Source organism: Providencia rettgeri, from assembly GCF_013702265.1.
Taxonomy (GTDB): Bacteria; Pseudomonadota; Gammaproteobacteria; order Enterobacterales; family Enterobacteriaceae; genus Providencia; species Providencia zhijiangensis.
This window is the reverse complement of the sequence record NZ_CP059348.1, coordinates 374,493-398,460: the sequence shown is the minus strand read 5'-3', so window position 1 is coordinate 398,460 and position 23,968 is coordinate 374,493. Positions and strand designations below refer to the sequence as shown.

The 23,968-nt window shown below is 41.4% G+C and carries 20 protein-coding genes; 10 read left to right on the top strand and 10 right to left on the bottom strand.

Going from position 1 to position 23,968, the window contains the following annotated elements:
* The first annotated feature begins 368 nt into the window (after positions 1 to 368).
* Together H0913_RS01820 and H0913_RS01815 are read left to right on the top strand one after the other, a co-directional pair.
* The gene (locus H0913_RS01820; RefSeq protein WP_181477887.1) at positions 369 to 1,571 is read left to right on the top strand and encodes a peptidase; all 1,203 of its coding nucleotides are present in this window, start codon (positions 369 to 371) and stop codon (positions 1,569 to 1,571) included.
* Positions 1,572 to 1,578: 7 nt separating this feature from the next.
* On the top strand, positions 1,579 to 2,298 hold the full coding sequence (locus H0913_RS01815; protein WP_230086662.1) for a DUF4105 domain-containing protein: 720 nt from the start codon (positions 1,579 to 1,581) through the stop codon (positions 2,296 to 2,298).
* Positions 2,299 to 2,370: 72 nt separating this feature from the next.
* On the opposite strand, the gene H0913_RS01810 is transcribed toward H0913_RS01815, so the two are convergent.
* The 3 genes from H0913_RS01810 to H0913_RS01800 all read right to left on the bottom strand — a co-directional run bounded on the left by H0913_RS01810 (position 2,371) and on the right by H0913_RS01800 (position 6,310).
* Positions 2,371 to 2,625, bottom strand: coding sequence for a hypothetical protein (locus H0913_RS01810; RefSeq protein WP_181477886.1), 255 nt, complete (start codon positions 2,623 to 2,625; stop codon positions 2,371 to 2,373).
* Positions 2,626 to 3,088: 463 nt separating this feature from the next.
* Positions 3,089 to 5,353, bottom strand: a complete 2,265-nt coding sequence (gene adiA / locus H0913_RS01805) for an arginine decarboxylase (RefSeq protein WP_154638615.1) — start codon at positions 5,351 to 5,353, stop codon at positions 3,089 to 3,091.
* Positions 5,354 to 5,449: 96 nt separating this feature from the next.
* The gene (locus H0913_RS01800) at positions 5,450 to 6,310 is read right to left on the bottom strand and encodes a MurR/RpiR family transcriptional regulator (RefSeq protein WP_154602327.1); all 861 of its coding nucleotides are present in this window, start codon (positions 6,308 to 6,310) and stop codon (positions 5,450 to 5,452) included.
* A gap of 251 nt (positions 6,311 to 6,561) precedes the next feature.
* On the opposite strand from H0913_RS01800, the gene murQ reads away from it, so the two are divergent.
* Together murQ and murP are read left to right on the top strand one after the other, a co-directional pair.
* Positions 6,562 to 7,473, top strand: a complete 912-nt coding sequence (murQ, locus tag H0913_RS01795; RefSeq protein ID WP_036948695.1) for an N-acetylmuramic acid 6-phosphate etherase — start codon at positions 6,562 to 6,564, stop codon at positions 7,471 to 7,473.
* A 27-nt stretch (positions 7,474 to 7,500) separates the two neighbouring features.
* Positions 7,501 to 8,970: a PTS N-acetylmuramic acid transporter subunit IIBC gene (gene murP, locus H0913_RS01790; protein WP_181477885.1), complete on the top strand. Its 1,470-nt coding sequence runs from the start codon at positions 7,501 to 7,503 to the stop codon at positions 8,968 to 8,970.
* A 160-nt stretch (positions 8,971 to 9,130) separates the two neighbouring features.
* Here the strand turns inward: murP and H0913_RS18805 are convergent, their stop codons facing one another.
* Positions 9,131 to 10,120, bottom strand: a complete 990-nt coding sequence (locus tag H0913_RS18805; RefSeq protein WP_181477884.1) for a type II toxin-antitoxin system PemK/MazF family toxin — start codon at positions 10,118 to 10,120, stop codon at positions 9,131 to 9,133.
* 158 nt (positions 10,121 to 10,278) lie between these two features.
* A complete protein-coding gene (locus H0913_RS01780; protein WP_181477883.1) occupies positions 10,279 to 10,884 on the bottom strand; it encodes a LysE family translocator in 606 nt (201 codons plus the stop codon).
* A 113-nt stretch (positions 10,885 to 10,997) separates the two neighbouring features.
* On the opposite strand from H0913_RS01780, the gene H0913_RS01775 reads away from it, so the two are divergent.
* From H0913_RS01775 to H0913_RS01765, 3 genes are read left to right on the top strand one after another with little or no spacing between them, the layout of a single operon-like run.
* Positions 10,998 to 11,981, top strand: coding sequence for a hydrolase (locus H0913_RS01775; protein WP_181477882.1), 984 nt, complete (start codon positions 10,998 to 11,000; stop codon positions 11,979 to 11,981).
* Positions 11,978 to 12,196, top strand: coding sequence for a YheU family protein (locus tag H0913_RS01770; RefSeq protein WP_108478754.1), 219 nt, complete (start codon positions 11,978 to 11,980; stop codon positions 12,194 to 12,196). Before H0913_RS01775 ends, H0913_RS01770 begins: the two co-directional genes overlap by 4 nt.
* Positions 12,197 to 12,244: 48 nt before the next feature.
* A complete protein-coding gene (locus H0913_RS01765) occupies positions 12,245 to 13,111 on the top strand; it encodes a phosphoribulokinase (protein ID WP_154626512.1) in 867 nt (288 codons plus the stop codon).
* Between the two features lie 79 nt (positions 13,112 to 13,190).
* Here the strand turns inward: H0913_RS01765 and H0913_RS01760 are convergent, their stop codons facing one another.
* Positions 13,191 to 13,595: an OsmC family protein gene (locus H0913_RS01760; protein WP_154602321.1), complete on the bottom strand. Its 405-nt coding sequence runs from the start codon at positions 13,593 to 13,595 to the stop codon at positions 13,191 to 13,193.
* Between the two features lie 324 nt (positions 13,596 to 13,919).
* Between H0913_RS01760 and crp the strand changes: the two genes are divergently transcribed.
* Both crp and H0913_RS01750 read left to right on the top strand, forming a co-directional pair.
* On the top strand, positions 13,920 to 14,552 hold the full coding sequence (gene crp / locus H0913_RS01755) for a cAMP-activated global transcriptional regulator CRP (protein ID WP_006813718.1): 633 nt from the start codon (positions 13,920 to 13,922) through the stop codon (positions 14,550 to 14,552).
* Between the two features lie 211 nt (positions 14,553 to 14,763).
* Positions 14,764 to 16,302: a hypothetical protein gene (locus H0913_RS01750; protein WP_154602320.1), complete on the top strand. Its 1,539-nt coding sequence runs from the start codon at positions 14,764 to 14,766 to the stop codon at positions 16,300 to 16,302.
* Positions 16,303 to 16,362: 60 nt separating this feature from the next.
* Here the strand turns inward: H0913_RS01750 and H0913_RS01745 are convergent, their stop codons facing one another.
* The 3 genes from H0913_RS01745 to ppiA all read right to left on the bottom strand — a co-directional run bounded on the left by H0913_RS01745 (position 16,363) and on the right by ppiA (position 19,302).
* Positions 16,363 to 17,577, bottom strand: a complete 1,215-nt coding sequence (locus H0913_RS01745) for an aspartate aminotransferase family protein (protein WP_181477881.1) — start codon at positions 17,575 to 17,577, stop codon at positions 16,363 to 16,365.
* Between the two features lie 131 nt (positions 17,578 to 17,708).
* A complete protein-coding gene (locus tag H0913_RS01740; protein WP_154602318.1) occupies positions 17,709 to 18,284 on the bottom strand; it encodes an aminodeoxychorismate synthase component II in 576 nt (191 codons plus the stop codon).
* Positions 18,285 to 18,729: 445 nt separating this feature from the next.
* Complete coding sequence (gene ppiA, locus H0913_RS01735; protein WP_108478750.1) at positions 18,730 to 19,302, bottom strand: peptidylprolyl isomerase A; 573 nt, start codon at positions 19,300 to 19,302, stop codon at positions 18,730 to 18,732.
* Between the two features lie 267 nt (positions 19,303 to 19,569).
* Between ppiA and yihA the strand changes: the two genes are divergently transcribed.
* Entirely contained in the window at positions 19,570 to 20,190 is a 621-nt protein-coding gene (yihA, locus tag H0913_RS01730) for a ribosome biogenesis GTP-binding protein YihA/YsxC (protein ID WP_132496945.1), read from the top strand.
* A gap of 719 nt (positions 20,191 to 20,909) precedes the next feature.
* Here the strand turns inward: yihA and polA are convergent.
* Entirely contained in the window at positions 20,910 to 23,714 is a 2,805-nt protein-coding gene (polA, locus tag H0913_RS01725; RefSeq protein ID WP_181477880.1) for a DNA polymerase I, read from the bottom strand.
* Positions 23,715 to 23,968: the final 254 nt, after the last annotated feature.

Here is a 23,968-nt window from a genome sequence, read left to right as displayed (position 1 = left end):
AGGGTTATTTCAATAAATGACCAAAAGAGATAATCATAATTAGAGATTTTAAGTTTAAGAATTTAATTACACATAAAAATCTTATTTATGGTTTCTTTAAAACATAATCCGAAGAGTTGACGGGTCATTAATAGAATTAAATATTAACATACCGTTAACCTAAAGCAGTTACAGCCACACAATCAAAGTGTAACACTAGAAATAACACTTATTCTTCAATGAATTAAAATCACAACAAAACGCACGAATTGCCATCTATTTTGTCGCTTAAATATCCCCATTATAATGAAGCCAATCCTACAAATTAATAATAAAAACCTATAAAGATAAGGCATTAGCACTTATCAAGATTCTATGGTTGGTGCAGCATGATTTATATCATTACGATGCTCTATGGCAGAGACACAGCGAAGAAATATTTCTGGTTTATTCTGGCGCTCACACTATTTGGTGTTCTGATTGGTGCCTGCTTTTTTCTATTACCTTTTTTTGCTGATCCCCATGAGTTTATGATTTTCCTCTGTATTCCAATTTTATTGGAAGCCATTCGCTCGTTTGTCTGTGCGATGTATTGCCAAGGTGCCACCCGAGGGCTGCGGATCAGCCGCGGGTTAGTGCTACTTTTAATGGTCTACATTGTCTTATTTTCTAAAATACATGCATGGGAAACGGTTCTCTCTGGGTTTATTACTGGCTTATATCTCATGGTCAGTGCTATCTGGAAAATGTCCAATAGCGTGGTTTTAAAATTTGAACGCTGGAAGTTGATGTTCACTGTCTCCATTATTGAATTTTCATTAGGTTTATGGAATTTCATTCCTTGGTCTTTTGACTATTCCTCTCGCCAAGTTTATTGGGATGTCGGCACGCTGATTATGATCTTCTCCCTCGACTCATTCTTTGTTTACTACTTTGTTGTGAGCAGCCAAATTTCGAATGTTAACCAGATGGTATTTACACGCAATGATGACGCTTCAAACAGAGAACGCGGCACCTTACACGTATGGACAACGACCGGGCAACTGCCGTTATTTTTTAAAATTATCCAGCGTTATATTGTTTCCCGTAATTCATTGGGCGTGATTAGTACAGGGCATGTTGCTTTCGAACTGGATGAAATTTATATCAGCCACTACCCAGAGAAAGATATCGATCGCGATACAGCGCAATTTTTGCAGATATTAAAATCCACCGAGGAAAACAATGACACGGGCGTTTTTCAAATCAGCTATCTTGATGAAATGAAAATTGCGCCGCCATCAAACTTCAAATTAACCATTGAAGGGATCAGCAAAGAAAAGTTAGACGCATTCTGGCAAGAATACAGTAAAGACACGACCTACAATTTAACGAATCGCAATTGTTCAACCGTCGTTTCTTTGGCGCTAATAAAAAGTACCGAGGGATATTTTACTGAGAAAAAAGGCGGCTTCATGCTGCTGCTTAAATTGCTCTTTAGCCCTGAGCTTTGGGTCATGTCCCAACTCAGAAAACATGCAAGCATAATGACGTGGACACCGGGCATTGTTTTAGATTATTCCCGCGCCATGTCTGTTTTATTAAAAATGTAGCGTGCAGATGAGCAATCTATTGCCTCAAAATGAGTGGAGAACCGAATATCGCTATAAATCCCATATGGATTTTAATCACGAAACTTCGGACGTCGCCATTCATAATTTTCGCTCTTTTCAGTTTGCCGATAAGAATGAATACACTTGGGATACAAAGCATTACAACCTGTCTAACTTGCAAAGCGTAGACTTAGTTCAATCCCACTGGTCTGGTAAAATGATCGCCCATGTCTTTCTGAGCTTCGGTTTTACCAATGGGGACTATGTCTCTTTCTCTATCGAGACAAGGCGAAAAACACATCAACAATTTTCGGTTTGGAAGGGTTTTTTCTATAACTACGATATTATCTATGTAGTCGCTGATGAGCAGGATTTAATTGGTACTCGCGTTAATTTACGCAATGAGCAGGTCTATATTTATCCCTTAAATTTAGATAAGCCACTTATTACCGAACTGTTTCTCAATTATATGAGTAAACTTAATCAGCTCAAAGAGACCAATGAAAAATATCATTCTATGTGGAATAACTGCACAACCAGTATTTATAAAATTGCCAAGAAAACCTATCCTGACTTTAAATTTAACTGGAAACTGTTAGTCAGTGGCTACGCTTCTCAATATTGTCATCAATTAGGCTTTATTGACGATAAAGATTATTTTAATAAACAGAAGATTCCTATTATACAGTTTATTGATAACCAGTTTTCTCAAGAAATACGCCGCTAATAGAATATAAAACAGAGAGGCATAAATTTATCTATTATGCCTGTGTAATTTTTACTTATTTAAGCAACCAAACTAGTATTTAATTCGACGAGCTTCCTGGCGACCATCCTGCTTAGTTTGGCGTTTATCTTGACGACAATCATGGTTACTTTTGTTGTCATTAGAGATACAGTCACGCTTAGTATCGCGTGCTTTTTCACGGGTATCTTGGCGTACATCACGCGCTTGTTGTCGTTCTTTCGAGTTATCTGTTGCGCTCGCCGTGCTCACAAAACCGACTGAGCTTAATACCGCTGCAACCAAAGTAGCTTTCAGTATGTTATTCATTTCAAACTCTCATTAATTTTTAATCAGATGATACTTTATTATCAAATAAAAGCATGCCAAACGTTATATAAATAACGTAGGCAGCTTTGTATGTGTGGCTTATAAATATGCTATTTAAACTCATCATGCATAGCAAGAATAAAAATATAAAACGCATTTTTTGCGATATAAGTTTGAATTTCAATCAGAGTGAAAATAATAGATCACAGTTAAATTTAACAAAAAATGTTTTTTATTTTAGAAAGCATTAATTGTTCAGTGAATATATTTATTTCTATTTCCAATGACAAATTTAATATTAAAAATAATATGGAGAAGTATAGCTACCGCCCAATAAAATAGGGCAACTTATCACTAAGTCGCCCTTCCTAAATCTTAATACGCGCTTCCGACACGGTTTCTACCGGCTAACATACAACCTTCCCGATTTCCCATATCGCACGTAACTATTTCACGCACATAACTATTTCACACACATCACATGGTATTCGCCATCAATTTTTTCCGTACCTTCTGTTTCATGTTCAAAACCCGGAAACTCGCTATCCCACGCTTGTAAACTGCGTAAATAACCAATATGCGGGCTGTTGGTTTCACCAAAGCTTTCGCCGGATAACAACATTGGGATCCCCGGTGGATAAGGAATAATCGAGTTCGCTGCAATACGCCCAGCCAGCTTATCTAACGGCACAGCTTCAACGCGGTTCGCAACAATCTGTTGATAGGCATCACGTGGGCTCATCATGACATTGGGTAACTCTGAATAGGCTTGATTCAGCTGACTACCCGGATTATTGCGCTGCAAGTAAGCAAACATCTTATCCCCCAAGTCTCTCAGCCCCATCTCACCATAAATATCAGGCGCTACTTCCACCACTTCAGGTAACACTTTTTTCAGTTGCGTGTTGGCATCGTAGTGGCGTTTAAAGGAGAGCAATGCATTGACTAATGTGCCCCATTTCCCTTTGGTGATCCCCATAGAAAACAGGAACATAATTTGGAAATCGGTAGTACGGGTCGGCACAATACCATAGTGATTTAGCCATGCGGTCACGAGCGCCGCAGGAACTCCGGAATCGAGCAGCTTGCCATCGTCCCCCATTCCCGGCGCCAAAATACTCACTTTGATAGGATCTAACATCGCCCAATCTGCGGGAATATTTTTGAAACCATGCCAGGTATCTTCAGGGTTCATTACCCAGCAGCTTTGCTCTTTCATCAGCAATTCAACAGGGGCAAACTCAAAATCGTAGCGCTCGCCAGTTGCAGGATCCTTCACCGTCTCCTGATTCCACGGTTTGAAAAACCATTCGCCATCATTTTGGAACTCTTTGTACAGATAACCAAGTGATTGACGAAAGTCGATGGCTTCGCGGATCACTTCATCCGTTAATGAGCGCCCACTATTTCCATCCATCATATCTGCCGCAATATCGTTCGAAGCGCAAATGGCATACAACGGCGAGGTGGTTGCATGCATATGATAGGCTTGATTAAAGCGATTAAAATCAATGGCATTCCGGCCATTTCGAACATGAATGAACGAGGCTTGAGACAGCGCATTCAATAATTTATGGGTTGAGTGAGTGGCAAAAATGGTAGGGTCATCCTCTTTGCGCTCTTCATCACGCATCGCAAAATGGTCACGATAAATCGGGTTAAATCGCGCGTAACCGTACCATGCCTCATCAAAATGAATTCTATCGAGGGATTTATCCAATAGGTTTTGCACTTTGCGCGCATTGTAGCAAACACCATCATAAGTGCAGTTTGTGACCACGCTATAGGCCGGCTTTTTACCGATTTTATCGGCAGTAAATGGATTGTCGGCGATCTTTTTCTGAATGGCTTCAGGGGACATTTCTGTGGGATAAATCGGTCCAATAATCCCATAACGGTTACGACTTGGGACCATATAAACAGGTTTTGCTCCCGTTAAAATCAAACCTTGTTCGATGGATTTATGGCAATTTCGGTCAATAACCACCACGTCGTCATCCGTCATGCAAGCTTGCATAATGGTACGGTTCGAACCCGAAGTCCCGACCACAACGGAATAGGATTGGTCAGCACCAAAAATCCGTGCAGCATTTTTCTCACACTCCCCAAATGCCCCAGTGTGGTCGAGCAACGAACCTACGGCAACTCGCTCAATGCCGATATCGGTACGGAATAAATTTTCACCAAAAAAGTCGTGATAAATACGCCCAGCTGGCGTTTTGGTAAAACCGACCCCCCCTTGGTGCCCCGGCGCCGCCCATGAGTGCTCATGTACATCACTGTATTTAATTAAACTTTTCATTAATGGCGGGAGTAACTGCGCACGGTAACGGATGATAGCAGCAAGAACGCGTCCGGCAATAAAGTCTGCGGAGTCCTCTAAAATCCATGCAAATTCATCCACCTGCTCCATCATTTTCCGATCAAAAGCTACCAAGGCCTCTTCACGGTCACTCAAGAGAAAAACGGGTACATCTTCTTGGCGGCGATGAAGCTGAGTGATCAGCCGATGCGCTTGAGCTTGCTCTTCTTTATCGGACATATCTCGTCCGTAAAGCAAGCAGTCAATGCTGGTGTTTGAGCGAATATAGGCAAGACCGTCTTCAAAATCACGGATAATGACCGTTTCGACGTGTTCGTCATTCAGTTCGCTTGCCAGCCGTGCAACCGCATGGCTAATCACAGAATCTTCATCTGTTAGCTCGGTATAAACGATCAATGCCCTCATGGACTCTCCCTCAATGAATTGTTTTAAGCGAAATAATGCCTCCTTTAGTCTTAACGCAGATAAGATTATTTTGCAAAGTTATCGGGGTATTAATAGTTATTCATCAAGTTTATTAATCATCACTTTGGCATTCATCACCAATGCTTTCGCTTTATCTTCCCGTTTTTGTAACAACGCCATGAACAGTAAATCGGTCAGGGTATTTTGTGCCGTTCTTGAAGAAATTGATGAGCTGCGCCATTCGTTCTCTTCCGCCACACTTTCCAACATATAGTCTGACATTTGAGCGAGTGGAGACTCTTTCGAGCGCGTAATAGCGATAACACAAGCACCATTTTGGTGACCAATATTGGCAGCAGTGAGCATATCTTTGCGCTTTCCAGAGAAGGAAATGACGATTTGCACATCTTTCGGCGTCAAGGTTAAAGCGGCAGCAATTTGAACGTGATGATCCGGCTCCACGAGCGTGGTAATGCCGATTTTCTGAAGCTTATAGCTTAAATCTTTCGCAGTAAGTCCTGAACCGCCAATGCCGACAATTTGCACACGCTGCGCATGGTCTATACGCTCAATAATTTTTTCAAACTGTTTAAAATCAAGGCGTTTAGTTGTTTCTGTGATGGAATAATTTTTCTCTAATGCCAGCTTCTGCGCGACCACCATCAAGCTATCCGTTTGCGTAATACGGTTATGTAACGCACGGTGAGGCTCCCCCAACTCTTGCTGTTGGCGACCAATGATTTCACTCAACGCCAATTTCAGCGCGGGGTACCCCTTTACACCTAGCTTTTGACTAAACTTCACTATAGCGGATTGGCTGATCCCCAACTGCTCCGCTAACTGTGAAGATGATAGTTTCAGCACATTTTCCGGACTTTCTAAGATAAATTGTGCAATTTTACGTTGATTTTCCGCTAATCGCGGTAATAGGTACGTGATGGTATCGAGTAACGTCATAGTAGCCCTCAAGAAGATAAACCTTCATCGACAGAATAAATTTACAAATAAATTATTCCTTTAATAAAAACTCAATGCTTGGTAATTAATTATTTAAATTCAAATTACTATTAAATTACAGGGCAATAAATAACCAAATTTATTCGCTTATATTGACAAGGGAGAATAGATAGTACCGTGATGATTATCACATCAAAGGAATAAATAATTCCATAGCATACCCCTCATGATACGTTTAAGGAGTTATTACTATGTCGATTGATTTAAGCAAGATGGTCACGGAAAGCCGTAACGAAGCCAGTACCCACATTGACCAATTATCTACCATTGAAATGCTTCAAGTAATCAACAATGAAGATAAAAAAGTCCCTTTGGCTGTCGAAAAAACCTTACCGCAAATTGCAGAATTGGTCGATAAAGTTGCGGCAGCTTTCCAACAAGGTGGACGTCTGATTTATTCCGGTGCGGGTACTTCGGGACGTTTAGGGATCCTCGATGCCAGTGAGTGCCCACCTACCTATGGAACCCCTCATGAACAAGTTATTGGGCTGATTGCTGGTGGTCACCAAGCCATCTTCCGTGCGGTTGAAAATGCGGAAGATAAACCCGAGTTAGGGGAGCAAGACTTAAAGAACATCGATTTTAATCAAAAAGATATTTTAGTTGGGATCGCCGCCAGTGGCCGCACGCCTTATGTTCTGGGTGCCATGAAATATGCACGCTCCTTAGGTGCAACCGTTGCCTCAATTAGCTGTAACCCTGATAGCCCTGTCTCTCAAGCCGCTGACATTGCCATCACCCCGATTGTGGGTGCTGAAGTTGTCACCGGCTCTTCGCGCATGAAAGCAGGAACCGCACAAAAACTGATTTTAAATATGATCACCACTGGGGCGATGATCCGCATCGGTAAAGTCTTTGGCAATTTAATGGTCGATGTGGAAGCGACTAACGCTAAGCTCATTGAGCGCCAGACTAAGATTGTGATGGAAGCAACCGAATGCGACCGCCAAAGTGCAGAATCTGCATTACAACAATGTGATAGACACTGTAAGACCGCGATTTTGATGATTTTATCTGGCTTAAATGCGGATGAAGCTCGTCAATTACTCGCTAAAAATCATGGCTTTATTCGCACTGCCCTCAACATCGCAAAATCCGTCTAATTGGCGGATCTCTATGAGAGAAACAGTATGGCTAAAATAACAAATGAAATGATACAGCAGATCCTGCAACACGTGGGTGGTGGTCGCAATATCAAGCAGTGCGGTAACTGCATGACGCGTTTACGGCTTACCTTACATGATGACCAGTTTATCGATAAAATCGAAATCAAAAAAATCCCCGGCGTACTGGGCGTACTAGAAAGTGACGACCAACTGCAAATTGTTTTGGGCCCTGGAAAAGCCCAAGCCGCCGCGGATTTAATGAAGCAAATGCTAGAAAATGGCGAAGCGGATGAAGCTCATGACTCTACCGCGACCCAAGATCTGAAAGAGATTGCTTCAGCCAATAAACAGCAGCTGAAGAAAAAACAAACCAGCGCCGTTCATCGCTTTTTATCTAAATTTGCGACTATTTTTACCCCATTAATTCCGGGCTTTATCGGCGCGGGTCTCTTAATGGGCTTGGCGTCATTACTCACATTATTATCAGCGAACCAAAACTTATTCCCTGCGGATTCAACCCAGCTTGCCCACCTCAAAAGCTTAATTGCGTATATGAGTGTATTCGGTAAAGGGTTATTCACCTTTATGGGATTGTTGATTGGTTATAACGCCCAAAAAGCGTTTGGGGGAAGTGGCGTTAACGGTGCCATTATCGCTGCGCTGTTTATTTTAGGTTACGACCCGGCGGCCACTAAAGGCTTCTATTCTGGTATGACAGACTTCTTTGGTTCGTATATCGACCCGAGAGGCAACATTATCGGGATCCTAATTGCCTGTATTTTTGGTGCTTGGGTTGAAAAACAAGTGCGCAAAATCATTCCGGCCAGTTTGGATATTATTTTAACCTCAACGATTACGCTGTTAATTGTCGGCGCTGCGACCTTTGTCTTCATCATGCCTATTGGCGTCTGGTTATTCGAAGGAATGTCTTGGCTATTCATGCACTTAAACGGAAACCCTATCGGCACAGCCGTCTTAGCGGGTCTGTTCCTGATTGCGGTAATGTTCGGTGTCCACCAAGGCTTTATTCCAGTGTATGTCGCGTTAGTTGAAGCGCAAGGGTTTAACTCGTTATTCCCAATCTTAGCGATGGCAGGTGCGGGTCAAGTGGGTGCGGCACTGGCACTGTATGTGAAGGCGAAGAAAGGCTCTGTTACCCGTAGTCAAATTGGCGGTGCACTCTTCCCCGGCTTCTTAGGTATTGGTGAACCATTAATTTACGGGGTGACGTTACCACGAGTGAAGCCGTTTGTGACTGCCTGTTTAGGGGGCGCGGCCGGTGGTTTCTTTATCGGTGCCATCGCGTGGATGGGTCTACCTGTCGGGTTAAATACTATATTCGGCCCTTCAGGGTTAATCGCGATTCCACTAATGACGTCAGACCAAGGTGTACTTCCTGCAATGGCGGTATATGCTGGAGGTGTCTTAGTCTCTTATCTGTGCGGGTTTATTTTCACCTATCTGTTCGGTAGTAAAAATGTCGATTTAGACTAGAGAATAACGTGGATTGAAAAGCAAAAAAGGCACCTAAGGTGCCTTTTTTGTTACTTTCATATTGTGTTCGTCGGCTTGCATCTTTCAGCGTCATAAGGAGAGCGCCGTCTCTGTATCCCTACCCAAAAGCATTGAATCATGTCCCTAAAAATCCGTCAAGTCACAAATATTCAGATATCTCGCTATAAATAGAATCAAGGGACAAATGTTCCGAGTTTAATAAATAGAGTTCGGACAAAATTTTATGACGACATGTTAGTTCTTCTAAACTCACCTTTTGTACTTCAATTATATGCCTTAACTTTTCTATCTGAGCAATAATATCTTGAGATAACTGGATCTCTTTTTGCAATGCTACGGTCAAGGACTCATTTTTTATACGATAAGATGATGCACCAATGGCACCAAGTAGCCCATCATCAAGAGATTTCATATCGCTAGCACTTAATCTGCGTTGATAAGATTCATTGCGCCGAAATTTTCGTTCTTTACCAGCAAAGTCTCTTGCATAGGGCGGAAGAATTCGAGTGGCAGAGACGGTTTGTAACATTTCGCATAAAACATAACTTGCTTTGCCATTCTTGAGCTCATGGATAAACTGTGTAGACTGCAAATCAAGCTCAAATATTGCTTTGTTATGAGGAAAATTTTTAGGCATTTGGGAGGTTATTGGGGCAACTGTGACACCCTTTCGATCAGCTTTGACTACAATTGCAGGTCTCCGCTTATGCATTTCACCCGATTGGGTATAACAAGGATATAACGAGCTGTCGGACAAGATTTGTTGTGAATTGAGTGTTAGGTAAATATGACCAAACTCTACAACTACAATAGTGCCTTTTTTGACAATCCCCCCTGCATGATTAATTCGTCTTTTCACCATTGATTGTGATAGATAAACATCGTCCGAGATATCTTTTGGGCTTAACCAAATCCCCCAAGTATTTGGTTGGATACCAAGCACAAACTCTACTCGCCATCTTTTAGATTCGATACCTACAAAAGATTTAGTGATAAAAAAAGGCGTGTTTTTTTCATTTAAAGGGATCAGAATTTCATCAACATTCTCTATATGTTCAACACCAAGAAGACGTTCATTTTGAATATTTTTTGCATCATAAAGATGATAGCGGATAGTAAAGATAGACATCCCTAATTCCTTGTAAGCTCCCTCATAAGTAAGATCTTACAACTTTATGAATTTCATGTAATTACTGAAAAAACTAACTATTCCTTATTTTCAGTAAACTTCATCTGAAATTTCATTCGAATATAAATCATACACTACCCACTTAATTTATTGATACTTTACTCCAACCAAATTAGCGGCACACACGCGGCGGTCAGTATCCCCATCACTAGGTTGAAAATAAACCATGCACGACGACTACGTAAGCAAACCCCAATCAAAGAACCGAAACCCATCCAAATCAAGCCAGCGACAAAGTTCACAATCACAAAAGCGATACTCATCACAATGATGGACTGAGTAAATAACTCGCCTGGAAGACTAAAACTCCCTACCGCGCCAAGCCCCATCATCCATGCTTTCGGATTTAAGAACTGCAATAATCCGCCTTGAAACCAAGTGACGCTTTTAGAGGCTTTGCTGTCTGTTTTGAGTGGCTCGTAGCTGGCGGTAGCGGTTTTCCATGCTAGCCATAATAAATAAACGCTACCAATGATTTTCAGCACAATATGAATTGCAGGATATAATAGTAATAGCGCGGCAACACCGAACGCAGACAAATATAAAATTGACTGCATGCCCAGCATTATTCCTAATAATAATCCGATACTGCGACGAAAGCCGTAGTTAGCGGCACAAGAGGTCAACAACATGTTGTTAGGGCCGGGCGTGACTGCTGCAATGAATAAAAACGTAAAAAGCGAAAAAATTAGCCCCAGAGTCATTTATACTATGTTCCTCAACCTAAATTTGTTTCTAGATTTGTTTACTTGCATCACAGAAAAATAACAGTATGTTATGTGACTCACAAGCGTTCCACTAAATAAAAAATAAGGCCATGTCAGAAAATTTCCGCCCTATGAGTTGGGCAAAAAACCCTCATCTCCAAACCTTATTGCCAAGGATCTTTCGCCGTACCCCGAAAATTATCCCAACATGGCAGCGATTAGAATTGCCTGACGGCGATTTTATCGATCTTGCTTGGAGTGAAAACCCAGAAAAAGCGAGCAAAAAGCCTCGTTTAGTGATTTTTCATGGGTTGGAAGGAAATTTTAAAAGCCCCTATGCCCACGGGATGTTAGAAAGCGCCCAAAAGCAAGGGTGGCTCGGCGTGATCATGCATTTTAGAGGATGCAGCGGTGAACCTAACCGCCAAAAACGTATTTACCATTCCGGTGAAACTAGTGATGCCCGCTATTTTTTACATTGGCTAAAACAGACATGGGGCGATGCCCCCACTGCCGCGGTAGGTTATTCCCTTGGCGGTAATATGCTCGCCTGCTATTTAGCTGAAAACGGTGAGAATGCTGAATTAGATGCCGGCGTCGTTGTCTCGGCCCCATTAATGCTCGAAGCCTGCTCCATGAAAATGGAGAAAGGAATTTCTCAGCTCTATCAACGTTACCTATTAAATGGATTGAAACGTAACGCTACCCGCAAACTGGTGCGCTATCCCGGTTCACTTCCTCTTAATTTGTTGCAGCTTAAACAGTTAAAACGCATTCGTGAATTTGATGATGTGATCACCGCACGTATTCATGGTTTTGATGATGCTGCGGATTATTATCAAAAATGCAGCGCGCTACCTAAGTTATCTCAGATTACTAAGCCAACCCTGATTATTCACGCAAAAGACGACCCGTTTATGGCGCCCGAAGTCGTGCCTGATTTAAGTCATTTACCCGAAAATATTGAATACCAAATGACGGAACATGGTGGACACGTCGGCTTTGTCGGCGGTAGTTTTAGAAAGCCACAAATGTGGTTAGAAACTCGTATTCCTCTGTGGCTAACAGCGTATTTGAATGAGCAAAAATCATGATTATTCCGTGGAAAGACCTCGCTCCTGAAACGCTCGAAAACCTTATCGAGAGCTATGTTTTACGCGAAGGAACCGATTACGGCGTTCACGAAAAAAGCTTGCAGGACAAAGTGAATGATGTGAAACGGCAGTTAGTTTCTGGCGAAATTGTGCTAGTCTGGTCTGAGTTACATGAATCGGTAAATTTCATGCCTAATAACCAGTTTCGCCCGTAGCGCTGTTTCTCAAAAATAGTGGTCATGGCGTAAAACAGGGAGTCCACTATGTCGAAGAAGCATCCGATTATTGCAGTGACGGGTTCGAGTGGCGCAGGAACAACCTCAACGAGCCAAGCTTTTCGTAAAATTTTCCATCAATTAAATATCCGCCCAGCCACCCTTGAGGGGGATAGTTTTCATCGTTATACCCGCCCTGAAATGGATATGGCTATTCGTAAAGCCCGCGAACAAGGGCGCCATATCAGCTATTTCGGCCCTGAGGCCAACGATTTTTCTCTACTTGAACAGACGCTAATTGACTATGCTAAAACTGGCAGCGGTCAATCTCGAAAATATTTACATACTTACGATGAAGCGGTGCCCTATGGCCTGCAACCTGGCACGTTTACCCCGTGGGAATCGCTACCAGCCAATACCGATGTGCTGTTTTATGAAGGATTACATGGCGGAGTAGTTACCCCAGAGCACGATGTTGCACAACATGTTGATTTGCTTGTGGGTGTAGTGCCAATTGTTAACCTTGAATGGATCCAAAAACTCATCCGCGATACCACCGAGCGAGGACATTCCCGTGAAGCGGTGATGGATTCCGTTGTACGTTCGATGGGGGATTATATTAACTATATTACGCCGCAGTTTTCTCGTACCCATATTAACTTCCAACGAGTTCCTACCGTTGACACCTCTAACCCTTTCTCTGCCAAAGCAATACCTTCACAGGACGAAAGTTTTATCGTTATTCGCTTTAGAGGATTAGAGCAGATCGATTTCCCTTATTTATTATCCATGTTAAATGGCTCGTTTATTTCAGCGATGAATACCATTGTGGTACCCGGTGGGAAATTAGGACTCGCGATGGAACTTATTATGATGCCATTAGTGGAAAAATTAATGAAACAGCGAAATGGGTAGTTTAAGATTCTCATTAAAGAGATAAATAACAAGATGCTTATCTTAATTATCGATAAGCATCTTAATAGCAAGAAAACAATTACAGCGTTTTAATTTCGAAGCTATGAGTCACGTTAACCGTTTTCTCTAACATGATAGCAACGGAACAATATTTTTCTGCAGAAAGTTGAACCGCACGCTCCACCACTTTGTCCGTTAATTCACGTCCCGTCACAATAAAGTGCAGGTTGATGTCCGTAAAATAGCGCGGAGCTTCTTCACGACGCTGCGAAGTTAATTTTACTTCACAATCAACAATATCCTGACGACCTTTTTGCAGAATAGAAACCACATCAATCGCACTGCATCCGCCTGCAGCCATTAGAACCATTTCCATCGGACTCGGTGCTTTATCTCCAGCATTGCCATCCATCATAACTTGATGACCCGATGCCGACTCACCTAAAAAAGAGAGCCCTTCAACCCACTTGACGCGTGCTTCCATTTTTATTCCTCTCGAAAAATAGTGGTATTTATCGCCACATTGTTCCATATATCTAGACAATGTTATATCAGCATTATTAGGCTGAAGCGATACAGGGGAGACTTTCGCTATTGGATATGATACAAACAATGGTTAGTTGATAGGATTAAGATCAATACTCAACGATTTAATTGATTATATTATACAATTGATATTAATTTGCATTGGCCTAGGGCGATATTAATAATAGGCATCAATGTGACTTAATATGCTAAGCTTGACACTTTAAAGTCAGCCTTTCCCTACTTTTCGAAAGGTTGCAATAACATACAGAGGATAACGCTAATGGTTCTCGGCAAGCCACAAACAGACCCTACTCTTGAATGGTTTTTGTCACACTGCCATATTCATAAGTATCCATCCAAGAGCACTCTGATCCATCAGGGTGAAAAAGCAGAAACCCTTTACTACATTGTTAAAGGCTCAGTGGCTGTTTTAATCAAAGATGAAGAAGGCAAGGAAATGATTCTCTCTTATTTAAATCAGGGAGATTTCATTGGCGAACTTGGGTTATTTGAAGAAGGGCAAGAACGTACTGCGTGGGTTCGCGCGAAAGTTGCTTGCGAAGTCGCGGAAATTTCTTACAAAAAATTCCGTCAGCTGATTCAAGTCAATCCAGATATCCTGATGCGCCTTTCCGCGCAAATGGCAAGTCGTTTGCAAACCACGTCCGAAAAAGTGGGTAACCTTGCATTCTTAGATGTTACTGGTCGTATTGCTCAAACATTATTGAATTTAGCTAAACAACCTGATGCAATGACTCACCCAGACGGTATGCAAATCAAAATTACTCGTCAGGAAATCGGTCAAATCGTAGGTTGTTCTCGCGAAACTGTCGGTCGTATTTTAAAGATGCTGGAAGATCAAAACTTAATCTCCGCACACGGCAAAACGATTGTTGTTTACGGCACTCGCTGATTCACCTTTCAGCCTCACCCTTCTTGGTGAGGCTTCGATATTGAAATAGCTTTATACTTTACGTACAAAGCTATTTTTCTTACTTAGGATCCTTTATTTCCCCCTCTCATCTATATACTCTCATTGATGAGTATCGTTTCTTTATATAATTATAGTTAATTGTCAAACTAATATAGTGGTAACTAAACCATTATTAAGAGTTGACAACACGATGATTAAAAATATCAATCCAAGAAGCGAAAGTATCATTAATATCAATGATAATAAAACCATAACCACTTCATCATTATCTAATCAAATAAAAAAAACCATTAATATTGGTTCATGCATACCCGATAATAATCACCTATCTAATTTACATTATCAAAAAAAGCACTTCGCCGTATTGACTTGTCATTTTGAGCCAAGTGAACAAAAAGAAATTAATCTAATTAAATACTCGCCTCCAGTAGAGAAAATAACACTTCCCTATAAATACCATGAGGCTATTGAAGCTAATGGCCATTTTTTAATTCTTAAATCCCCACGTATTTTCAACCATTCCGTCTCAATAAAAAATGAGCCAATTATTAATGAAAAACAGGATACTGAACTAATGCTAATTGATAAAACAAGTGCTACAGAAACTAACGTTTTTAAAGAATTTAATTTAAAACGTTCATCAAACCGATTCTCAAATTTGATTTTAGAAATAAAATCGACTCATGAAAAAGGTATTCGTTATTTAAAAAGTATATTTAATAAAAATAAGAATGAAAAGTTTTGTGTTACTTTTAAAAAGGGAATTGAGATCCCAATAAAACATGAAAAAACAAGATTAAGTGAAGTAATTACTTATCAGAACACTGCATCGACTCAGAAGATTGAGAACAACCTTAGTACTCTAAAATCATCACAAGCTAAATTAGCTGAACAGCTAAAAAAAATAGAGACAGACAAAGAGAATGAAATAAAAGCAGGTGAAGAGAGAATAAGAAAAGAAGCTGAATCAAGTATGATACAGAAAGCTTCTATTTCGAAAATAAAAGATGAGAATAAAGCAAAGAGCAGTGATACCGAATTTGAGTTCAATGAGGAGTTAGAGTGGAATGATGATACCAATCATATTCAAGATAGTTTACAAAAAAGAATCACCGACCGTCTTGTTAGCTTAGCAATTCCATCAACTCGTCAGCTCGATAAATTACTTGTCGATGAGACTGACATGAAGTCAATAAATCGACACTTAGAAAATATGGATTCACTGAACAAGATAGAAAATCAGCTATATTCTAGCAATGAAAGCTTAAATTCTAACTCATCAAGCCATTATTCAAATAATTCTAGTGACTCTGGATATTTATCAGAAAACACAAAAGCACAGAAAAAAATAGAAACAGACTCCACTAAACTGAAAGATAATAGCTCGAACCATGCCTCGCATAATAAAAATGATAAAGTATTACCTAGAAGAAATATAAAAGTAAAACCAACCGTGAGAACATATCAATTTAATGGGGAAATATACCAAACTAAAACATCAATGCTAAGAGCTAAACATAATAGTAAAAAATATCAGTTTCCACTAAATGGAAACTCACCAGAAATAGCATCAAATCAAGGAAAACCCGATACTAGAAAATTAGATGCGCTGTTGAAAAAAACGCAAGAAACCCTTCATAGTCTAAATAGTCTAAGCGAGCAAATATCCAAAGAAGAAGTACATTCTGCGCAGATTAAAACAAAATTAGCTAAGCTTAATAACAAGTAACAACTTGAATAATAGTTCAGTGACAGAGGCAAATTTGCCTCTGTCACTATAAAAAGACAATTAAGCCAGCAGTTTGCTAATTGCAGTTTCCAATTTCGCCATCCCGCTATTAATTTCATTTTCAGAAATAATCAGCGATGGAGTAAAGCGCAATACATTCGTGCCCGCATTAAGCATCATCAGCCCTTCTGCAGCACAAGCTTGTAGAATATCTTTTGAGCGATTCAGTAATTTGCCATTCAGCTCTGCACCGATTAATAAGCCCATTCCGCGAATTTCAGCGAAAATTCCATATTGGTCATTAAGCTTGTTTAAATGAGAGACAAATAACTCACGACGTTTAGCAACACCATCAAGGACTTCATCGGTATTGATAATATCGAAAGCAGCATTGCCTACCGCACATGCCAATGGATTGCCCCCGTAAGTGGTTCCGTGAGATCCTACCTCCATTGTTTTCGCAATTTCAGCAGTTGTGATCATCGCACTGATAGGGAAACCGCCTCCGAGCGCTTTTGCAGTGGTTAAAATATCGGGAGTGACATCGTAGTGCATATAAGAGAACAATTTCCCCGTACGCCCCATTCCACTTTGCACTTCATCAAAAATAAGTAATGCATTATTTTCATCGCAAAGTTTACGAACTCCTTGCAGAAATTCTGATGTTGCTGGGGTTACCCCGCCTTCCCCTTGAACTGGCTCCAAAACCACTGCACAGGTATTTTCATCGATCACGGCTTTAACGGCATCAAGGTCATTAAAAGGCACATGAATAATATCCGCAGGTTTTGGGCCGAATCCATCGGCATATTTCGCTTGTCCGCCAACTGAGACAGTAAATAATGTTCTGCCGTGGAATGCTTGCTTGAATGCAATGATCTTCGTTTTATACGGGCTATATTTGGTGATGGCATAACGACGCGCTAGCTTGAATGCGGCTTCATTCGCTTCAGACCCTGAGTTCACAAAGAATGCACGATCCGCAAACGTTGCTTTCGTTAATTTTTGGGCCAGTGTTAACGCCTGTTCATTGGTAAAAACATTGCTCACATGCCAAAGTTTTTCGCTTTGTTCACGTACAGCCGCAACGAGGCTTGGATGGCAATGACCTAGCGCTAAAACCGCGATCCCGCCTGCGAAATCAATATATTCTTTACCTTGCTGATCCCAAACGCGGCTGCCTTCGCCTTTAACTGGAATAAATTCAGCTGGCGAAAAAATAGGTAACATGACCTGATCAAAAGTCTGCCGATTGACTGCGTGTTGTTCTGACATACCCCTCACCTGCTCTTTATCGAATGCTTAAGTGAAAATATAAGCATCAAATATGAATAAAAAATCAATAAAGAGCAATAGGGAAGGGTAAAATATGCATAATTAATTTTGCTATTCGCGAAAATCAACCACTAATACTTGAGAAAATTACTCAACAGCTCATGACCTTGTTCGCTGAGAATACTTTCAGGGTGGAATTGGACCCCTTCAATGGGCAGGGTTTTATGGCGGATCCCCATAATTTCATCGATATCCCCATTATTCAGAGACCACGCGGAGACATCAAAAGAGGCGGGTAGCGTTTCTGCTGCAATCACTAAAGAGTGATAGCGAGTCACGGTTAAAGGTCGATTAAGCCCTTTAAATACCCCTTGATGGTTATGATGGATAGATGATGTTTTTCCGTGCATCACTTCACGCGCTTTTACAACAGACGCGCCAAATGCTTGCCCGATAGCTTGATGCCCTAGGCAGATACCCAAAATAGGTAATTTTCCGGCGAAATATTTTATCGCTTCCAACGAAATTCCCGCCTCATCAGGCGTGCAAGGACCCGGTGAAATGACCAAATGGGTTGGAGCCAGTTGTTCAATTTCTTCAATGGTAATTTCGTCATTACGTTTCACCAGCACTTCCGCCCCTAGTTCGCAGAAATATTGGTATAAGTTGTATGTAAATGAATCGTAATTATCAATAAGTAAAAGCATAGTAGCCTATCCGACTGATTTTTATCATTATAAGTTTTTTGTTTATGCATAATTCGTGGTGGTTAGCAATTAGAACGCGTCCCAAAAACCATAAATTATCACAAAGGGCGGCTATCATAGCACAGCCAAGACAGGAAAATAGCCTATTTACGTCAAGTAACCCACTTTCAGTACAAAATTTCCATATAAAAATCATGGAATTATATTCACAAGAATATAACAACATTCAAAATTTGATAATAAATACTTTAAATACAATGGAGTAAAATAGAAACAATCATACTAATAAAAAACAATCAAACGCATGAGTGATGATGAAATAGAAGTGAGTTGGGATGACCTATAATGGAAATAATTTAAGAAAAAATGCAAAGAAAGGCTTTATGATAAGAGGATGATTAACAAGAATCACCCTCTCTATTAGACGATATTACAGCAAACAGTATTAAGGCTTTTTAATCACTTCCGCAGAAATAATCGTAATAGGTTCAACAGGAACATTTTGATATGGACCGACGTTCTCTGTTTTCACTTTAGAAATTTTGTCTGCAACATCCATTCCTTTAACGACTTTACCAAATACGGCATAGCCGAAATCACGTTGGCCGTGATCTAAAAACGCATTATCAGCAACATTAATAAAGAATTGGCTGGTTGCACTGTCTTTATTTGCGCTACGAGCCATTGAAATAGTGCCACGTAAATTACGTAAACCATTATCAGCTTCGTTAGCGATTGGTGCACGGGTTTGTTTTTGCTGCAATTCTTTATTAAAGCCGCCGCCTTGGATCATGAATCCAGGAATAACACGATGGAAGGTTGTTCCATTGTAATAGCCTTCATTAACATATTGCAGGAAGTTTTCAGTACTAACAGGGGCTTTTTTACTATTGAGTTCTAATTCAATATTACCTGCAGAGGTGACTAATTTAACGTAAGTTTCACCCGCGGCTAATGCAAGAGAAGTTGTGCTCATTGCACAGATTGCCAATAATGGCACAAAAATTCGTTTCAACATTCAAGATCCCTTTTGTTAATACCCAAAAACATATTAATGCCCAATTCTAGAGCGAAGCGGGGGTAATTGCTAAAGATTTACCTATATTTACGCCAAATAGTTAAATTTCGCTGAATTAAATTAATTGTAGAGCAACTTAATGAAAAAGCCTTCGCATAATGTCATTCTCAAATAGATATCACACCAAATATCCCCCTTTTGTTGTTTGTATGCTATTCAGTCGTTATAATCCCCCAGCCTTTTGAGGCTACTCAGGGAGAACCACCAATGGCAATTAAAAACCACAACTACCACATGACAAAATTTGTCATCAGTGCCCCCGATATCCGTCATCTACCAAAAGATACGGGCATTGAGGTGGCGTTTGCTGGCCGATCTAACGCGGGCAAATCCAGTGCATTAAATGCATTAACACAGCAAAAAAGCTTAGCGCGAACCAGTAAAACACCGGGAAGAACTCAGCTTATCAACCTATTTGAAGTTGAAGAGGGCATTCGCCTAGTTGACCTTCCGGGCTACGGTTATGCCGAAGTACCTGAAGAGATGAAGCGCAAATGGCAGCAAGCTCTCGGTGAATATTTACAGAAAAGAGAATGTATCAAAGGGTTAGTGATTTTGATGGATATCCGTCATCCATTAAAAGACCTCGATATGCAGATGATCGAATGGTCAGTCGCCATGAGCATTCCTGTTCTTGTTCTACTCACCAAAGCGGATAAGCTCGCTTCAGGCGCAAGAAAGAAACAGTTAATGGAAGTTCGCCAAGCATTAGCGCCGTTATCAGCGGAAGGCGATATTGAAGTGGAATATTTCTCTGCACTGAAAAAAATGGGTATCGATAAATTACGTATCAAACTCGACAGTTGGTACAGTAACGCCGCAGAATAATCTTTTCATTCCTTGTACGCCAATCACGGCGTACAACGGTCTATGCCGTTAGCGCATCAGAATTTATGCAAAAAAAAAATGCTCCAGTCAAAAACTTGACTGGAGCAGCTAATATTCAGCTAAATCCGATTACGTGAAGTAAAAGGTCTGAAAGATAGAACATCTTACCTCTGTACCCTACGTCTGATAATGTACTTTATTTTCCGCTCGAAAAAAAGGCTTTTTGTAGTTTTTTTTCAAAGCTTACTACGATTCAGCCCTTTAAATTGCCTAATAATTCGTTAAAAACGTATTTTTACTACATATTTATGAGATCTAAGTCGCATAATAACAACCTTATCCAGCCCAACGATATATTTAAAATTCAGTGTTTTACCCATGAATTATGTGCAATTTAAAGGGAATAAAACGCCTCCAATTAGCTGCGTAAATACCACTATAAAAAATTCTCCAAACATAAAAAAACACCCCAAACATTGTCGCCAATCTCTGGAGTGCCTTACATTATCTTTTACTTAGCTTTTGCTCTTATCTTTTTCTTTTAGGTTTTACTAAGAGTTTTTTCTCTTTATCTCTTACCCAACCAATACTCTAAATAGTTCGCGGCTGTAGGTAGGCGGCAAATGAGGATATCCCTAGGAGCATACACAAGTATGTGACTAGGGTAGTTGAGAGCAGCCAACACCCCTACAGCCCGAAATATGACGAGTAGACGAGTATTAATGGGCTTCGTCCCAGTTAATGCCGACACCCACCTCCACCTTCAGAGGAACATCCAGCACCATACTCTGCTCCATCAGCGCCTGAACCTTCGCTTTCACCTTCTCTAACTCGGACTCTTTGACTTCAAATACCAGTTCATCGTGCACCTGCATCAGCATATCCGCATCTGGTTTTTCAGTTTCGAGCCAGCTATCTACCGCTATCATCGCTTTTTTGATGATGTCGGCAGCAGTGCCTTGCATTGGGGCATTGATCGCTTCGCGTTCTGCCGCTTTACGGCGCATACCATTGCTAGATTTAATATCGGCAAGATACAATCTACGCCCTTCTAATGTCTCAACATAACCTTGTTCAGACGCTTGCAGGCGGGTATTTTCCATATAACGCAACACACCTGGATAACGCTCAAAGTAGAGATCCATATAACGCTGCGCTTCTCCACGTGGGATGCCTAACTGGCGAGCCAAACCAAATGCACTCATGCCATAAATCAAACCGAAGTTAATCGCTTTTGCACTACGGCGTTGGTCGCTGGTGACTTCCTCTAATGGAACCCCAAACACTTCGGCTGCGGTGGCTCTATGGATATCTTTCCCTTCCGCAAACGCCGTCAATAAGCCTTTATCTTGAGAAAGATGCGCCATAATACGCAATTCAATTTGCGAATAGTCCGCCGCCATCACTTTGTAGCCATCACGCGCCACAAACGCTTGGCGAATACGGCGACCTTCTTCGGTACGCACCGGAATATTTTGCAAGTTCGGGTCACGGGAAGACAAACGCCCCGTCGCAGTTACTGCTTGGTGATAAGAGGTATGCACACGATGAGTTTTTGGATTAATCATCAGCGGCAGCTTATCCGTATAAGTAGATTTTAGTTTCGCTAAGCTACGATGCTCTAACAGCAACTTTGGTAATGCATGGTTTAATGCCAGCTCTTCCAATACTTCTTCGTTGGTTGAAGCCGCGCCACTTGGCGTTTTCTTGATAACTGGCAATTGTAGCTTTTCGAATAAAATCGTCTGCAACTGCTTCGGAGATGCTAAGTTAAACTCTTCACCCGCTAACTCGAACGCCTGTTTTTCCAGCTCTGCTAACCGCGCGGTGATCACCTGAGACTGCGCCCCTAATGCCGCTGCGTCAATCAGAACACCTTTACGCTCCATACGCACCAACACTGGCACCAACGGCATTTCGATATTTTGGAAAACGTGAGCTAATTTTGGCTCGGCTTCCAGTTGCGGATACAGCGCTTGATGCAGTAGCAATGTCACATCCGCATCTTCCGCCGCATAATTTGCCGCTTGTTCCAATGGAATTTGGTTAAAGGTTAACTGCTTTTTGCCTTTACCCGCTATCTCTTCAAAACTCACGGTCTTATGGTTGAGATGGCGATCTGCCAGGCTGTCCATATCATGACGCCCCATGCCAGCCACACTGTTCAACACATAAGATTCCAGCATAGTGTCGAACGCGATGCCTTTTAGCGAAATATCGTAATTTAATAACACTTCCGCATCGTATTTTAGGTTCTGACCGATTTTGCCGATTTTCTCATTTTCTAAGATAGGCTTCATGGCTGCCAAAACGTCTTTTAAAGGCAACTGGTCTGGCGCATCAAGATAGTCATGTCCAACAGGTAAATACGCAGCATGACCCGCTTCGATGGCAAAAGACATCCCGACTAAGCGAGCTTCTTGGGTATCCAGGCTGTCGGTTTCTGTATCAAAGGCAAACAGCGTCGCTTCGCTGAGTTTTTTCACCCAGCTGTCTAACTGTTCTTTATCGAGAATGGTTTGGTAATTTTCAGCACACAGCGTTGGAACTGCTGGCTTAGATTTCGCCGCTGGCTGGCTTTCTGGTGCACGGTAACTTTCTGCGGCTTTGGCAGGTTTTGCCCCTTTGCCGTCCATCCAGCTACCATTTTCAACATCGGCCAACCAGCGTTTAAATTCATAACGGCTAAACAGCGAATGAAGTTTATCCGCATCCAGTTCCGTCACTTTGAGTTCTTCACACGGTTTTTCTAGCTCAACATCCGTTTTAATCGTCGCTAATTGGTAAGATAACAGTGCGAGTTCGCGGTTCTCTTCCATTTTTGGTGCGAGGGTCTTAGAGCCACGGAAACCGAGTGGAGCAATCGCATCTAAATTTTTATAGATGTCGTCTAAGCTACCAATACCTTGCAATAACGCTAATGCGGTTTTTTCACCGACACCCGGCACACCCGGAATGTTATCGGATGAGTCACCCATTAAGGCTAAAAAGTCGATAATTAAGCTTGGTGGAACCCCGTACTTAGCTTCCACTTCTTCAGGACCTAAGATGGTGTTGGTCATCGTGTTGATCAGGGTGATATTCGGCTCCACCAACTGCGCCATATCTTTATCGCCCGTACTGATCAGCACCGGCATCCCTTTACTGCTGGCTTCACGCGCCAACGTACCGATGACGTCATCTGCCTCCACACCTGGTACCACTAGCAACGGCAGCCCCATGGCTTCCACCATTTCATGCAACGGTGCGATTTGAGCGCGCAGATCGTCCGGCATTGGCGGGCGATGGGATTTGTAGCTTTCAAACAGTTCATCACGGAACGTTTTTCCCTTAGCATCAAAGACAACCGCCACATGACTCGGGGTATATTGCATGATTAGGCTACGCAGCATATTCAACACGCCATACATCGCTCCGGTAGGTTCACCAGCGCTGTTGGTCAATGGAGGGAATGCATGATAAGCACGGTACAGGTAGGAAGAGCCATCTACCAAAATAAGGGGATTTTCAGCAATCTGAGCCATAATCTGTCATCATCTTTTTTATCGGGAATGAATGGGGGATAGGATGCCACATTGTGGCTTCAGATACACCTTGAGATTCAATTTCCCGCCGAGTTATCCCATTTTTCACACGATAACTTCCTGTGGATAACTTTGTGAGTAAAATTTAGTTATCTAAAGGATTCAATGAGTAAGAGAATTGCAAGAAGAAAACAATAAAATAAAATCAATAAGTTAGCTAATGAGGCTTTGATTTATCACAAATCAGGGGGGAT

What these genes read in the sequence shown, in the direction of transcription:
- H0913_RS01820 (WP_181477887.1), top strand. Translation starts at nt 369, where the DNA reads ATGATTTATATCATTACGATGCTCTATGGCAGAGACACAGCGAAGAAA.
- H0913_RS01815 (WP_230086662.1), top strand. Translation starts at nt 1,579, where the DNA reads ATGAGCAATCTATTGCCTCAAAATGAGTGGAGAACCGAATATCGCTAT.
- H0913_RS01810 (WP_181477886.1), bottom strand. Translation starts at nt 2,625, where the DNA reads ATGAATAACATACTGAAAGCTACTTTGGTTGCAGCGGTATTAAGCTCA.
- adiA (WP_154638615.1), bottom strand. Translation starts at nt 5,353, where the DNA reads ATGAGGGCATTGATCGTTTATACCGAGCTAACAGATGAAGATTCTGTG.
- H0913_RS01800 (WP_154602327.1), bottom strand. Translation starts at nt 6,310, where the DNA reads ATGACGTTACTCGATACCATCACGTACCTATTACCGCGATTAGCGGAA.
- murQ (WP_036948695.1), top strand. Translation starts at nt 6,562, where the DNA reads ATGTCGATTGATTTAAGCAAGATGGTCACGGAAAGCCGTAACGAAGCC.
- murP (WP_181477885.1), top strand. Translation starts at nt 7,501, where the DNA reads ATGGCTAAAATAACAAATGAAATGATACAGCAGATCCTGCAACACGTG.
- H0913_RS18805 (WP_181477884.1), bottom strand. Translation starts at nt 10,120, where the DNA reads ATGTCTATCTTTACTATCCGCTATCATCTTTATGATGCAAAAAATATT.
- H0913_RS01780 (WP_181477883.1), bottom strand. Translation starts at nt 10,884, where the DNA reads ATGACTCTGGGGCTAATTTTTTCGCTTTTTACGTTTTTATTCATTGCA.
- H0913_RS01775 (WP_181477882.1), top strand. Translation starts at nt 10,998, where the DNA reads ATGTCAGAAAATTTCCGCCCTATGAGTTGGGCAAAAAACCCTCATCTC.
- H0913_RS01770 (WP_108478754.1), top strand. Translation starts at nt 11,978, where the DNA reads ATGATTATTCCGTGGAAAGACCTCGCTCCTGAAACGCTCGAAAACCTT.
- H0913_RS01765 (WP_154626512.1), top strand. Translation starts at nt 12,245, where the DNA reads ATGTCGAAGAAGCATCCGATTATTGCAGTGACGGGTTCGAGTGGCGCA.
- H0913_RS01760 (WP_154602321.1), bottom strand. Translation starts at nt 13,595, where the DNA reads ATGGAAGCACGCGTCAAGTGGGTTGAAGGGCTCTCTTTTTTAGGTGAG.
- crp (WP_006813718.1), top strand. Translation starts at nt 13,920, where the DNA reads ATGGTTCTCGGCAAGCCACAAACAGACCCTACTCTTGAATGGTTTTTG.
- H0913_RS01750 (WP_154602320.1), top strand. Translation starts at nt 14,764, where the DNA reads ATGATTAAAAATATCAATCCAAGAAGCGAAAGTATCATTAATATCAAT.
- H0913_RS01745 (WP_181477881.1), bottom strand. Translation starts at nt 17,577, where the DNA reads ATGTCAGAACAACACGCAGTCAATCGGCAGACTTTTGATCAGGTCATG.
- H0913_RS01740 (WP_154602318.1), bottom strand. Translation starts at nt 18,284, where the DNA reads ATGCTTTTACTTATTGATAATTACGATTCATTTACATACAACTTATAC.
- ppiA (WP_108478750.1), bottom strand. Translation starts at nt 19,302, where the DNA reads ATGTTGAAACGAATTTTTGTGCCATTATTGGCAATCTGTGCAATGAGC.
- yihA (WP_132496945.1), top strand. Translation starts at nt 19,570, where the DNA reads ATGGCAATTAAAAACCACAACTACCACATGACAAAATTTGTCATCAGT.
- polA (WP_181477880.1), bottom strand. Translation starts at nt 23,714, where the DNA reads ATGGCTCAGATTGCTGAAAATCCCCTTATTTTGGTAGATGGCTCTTCC.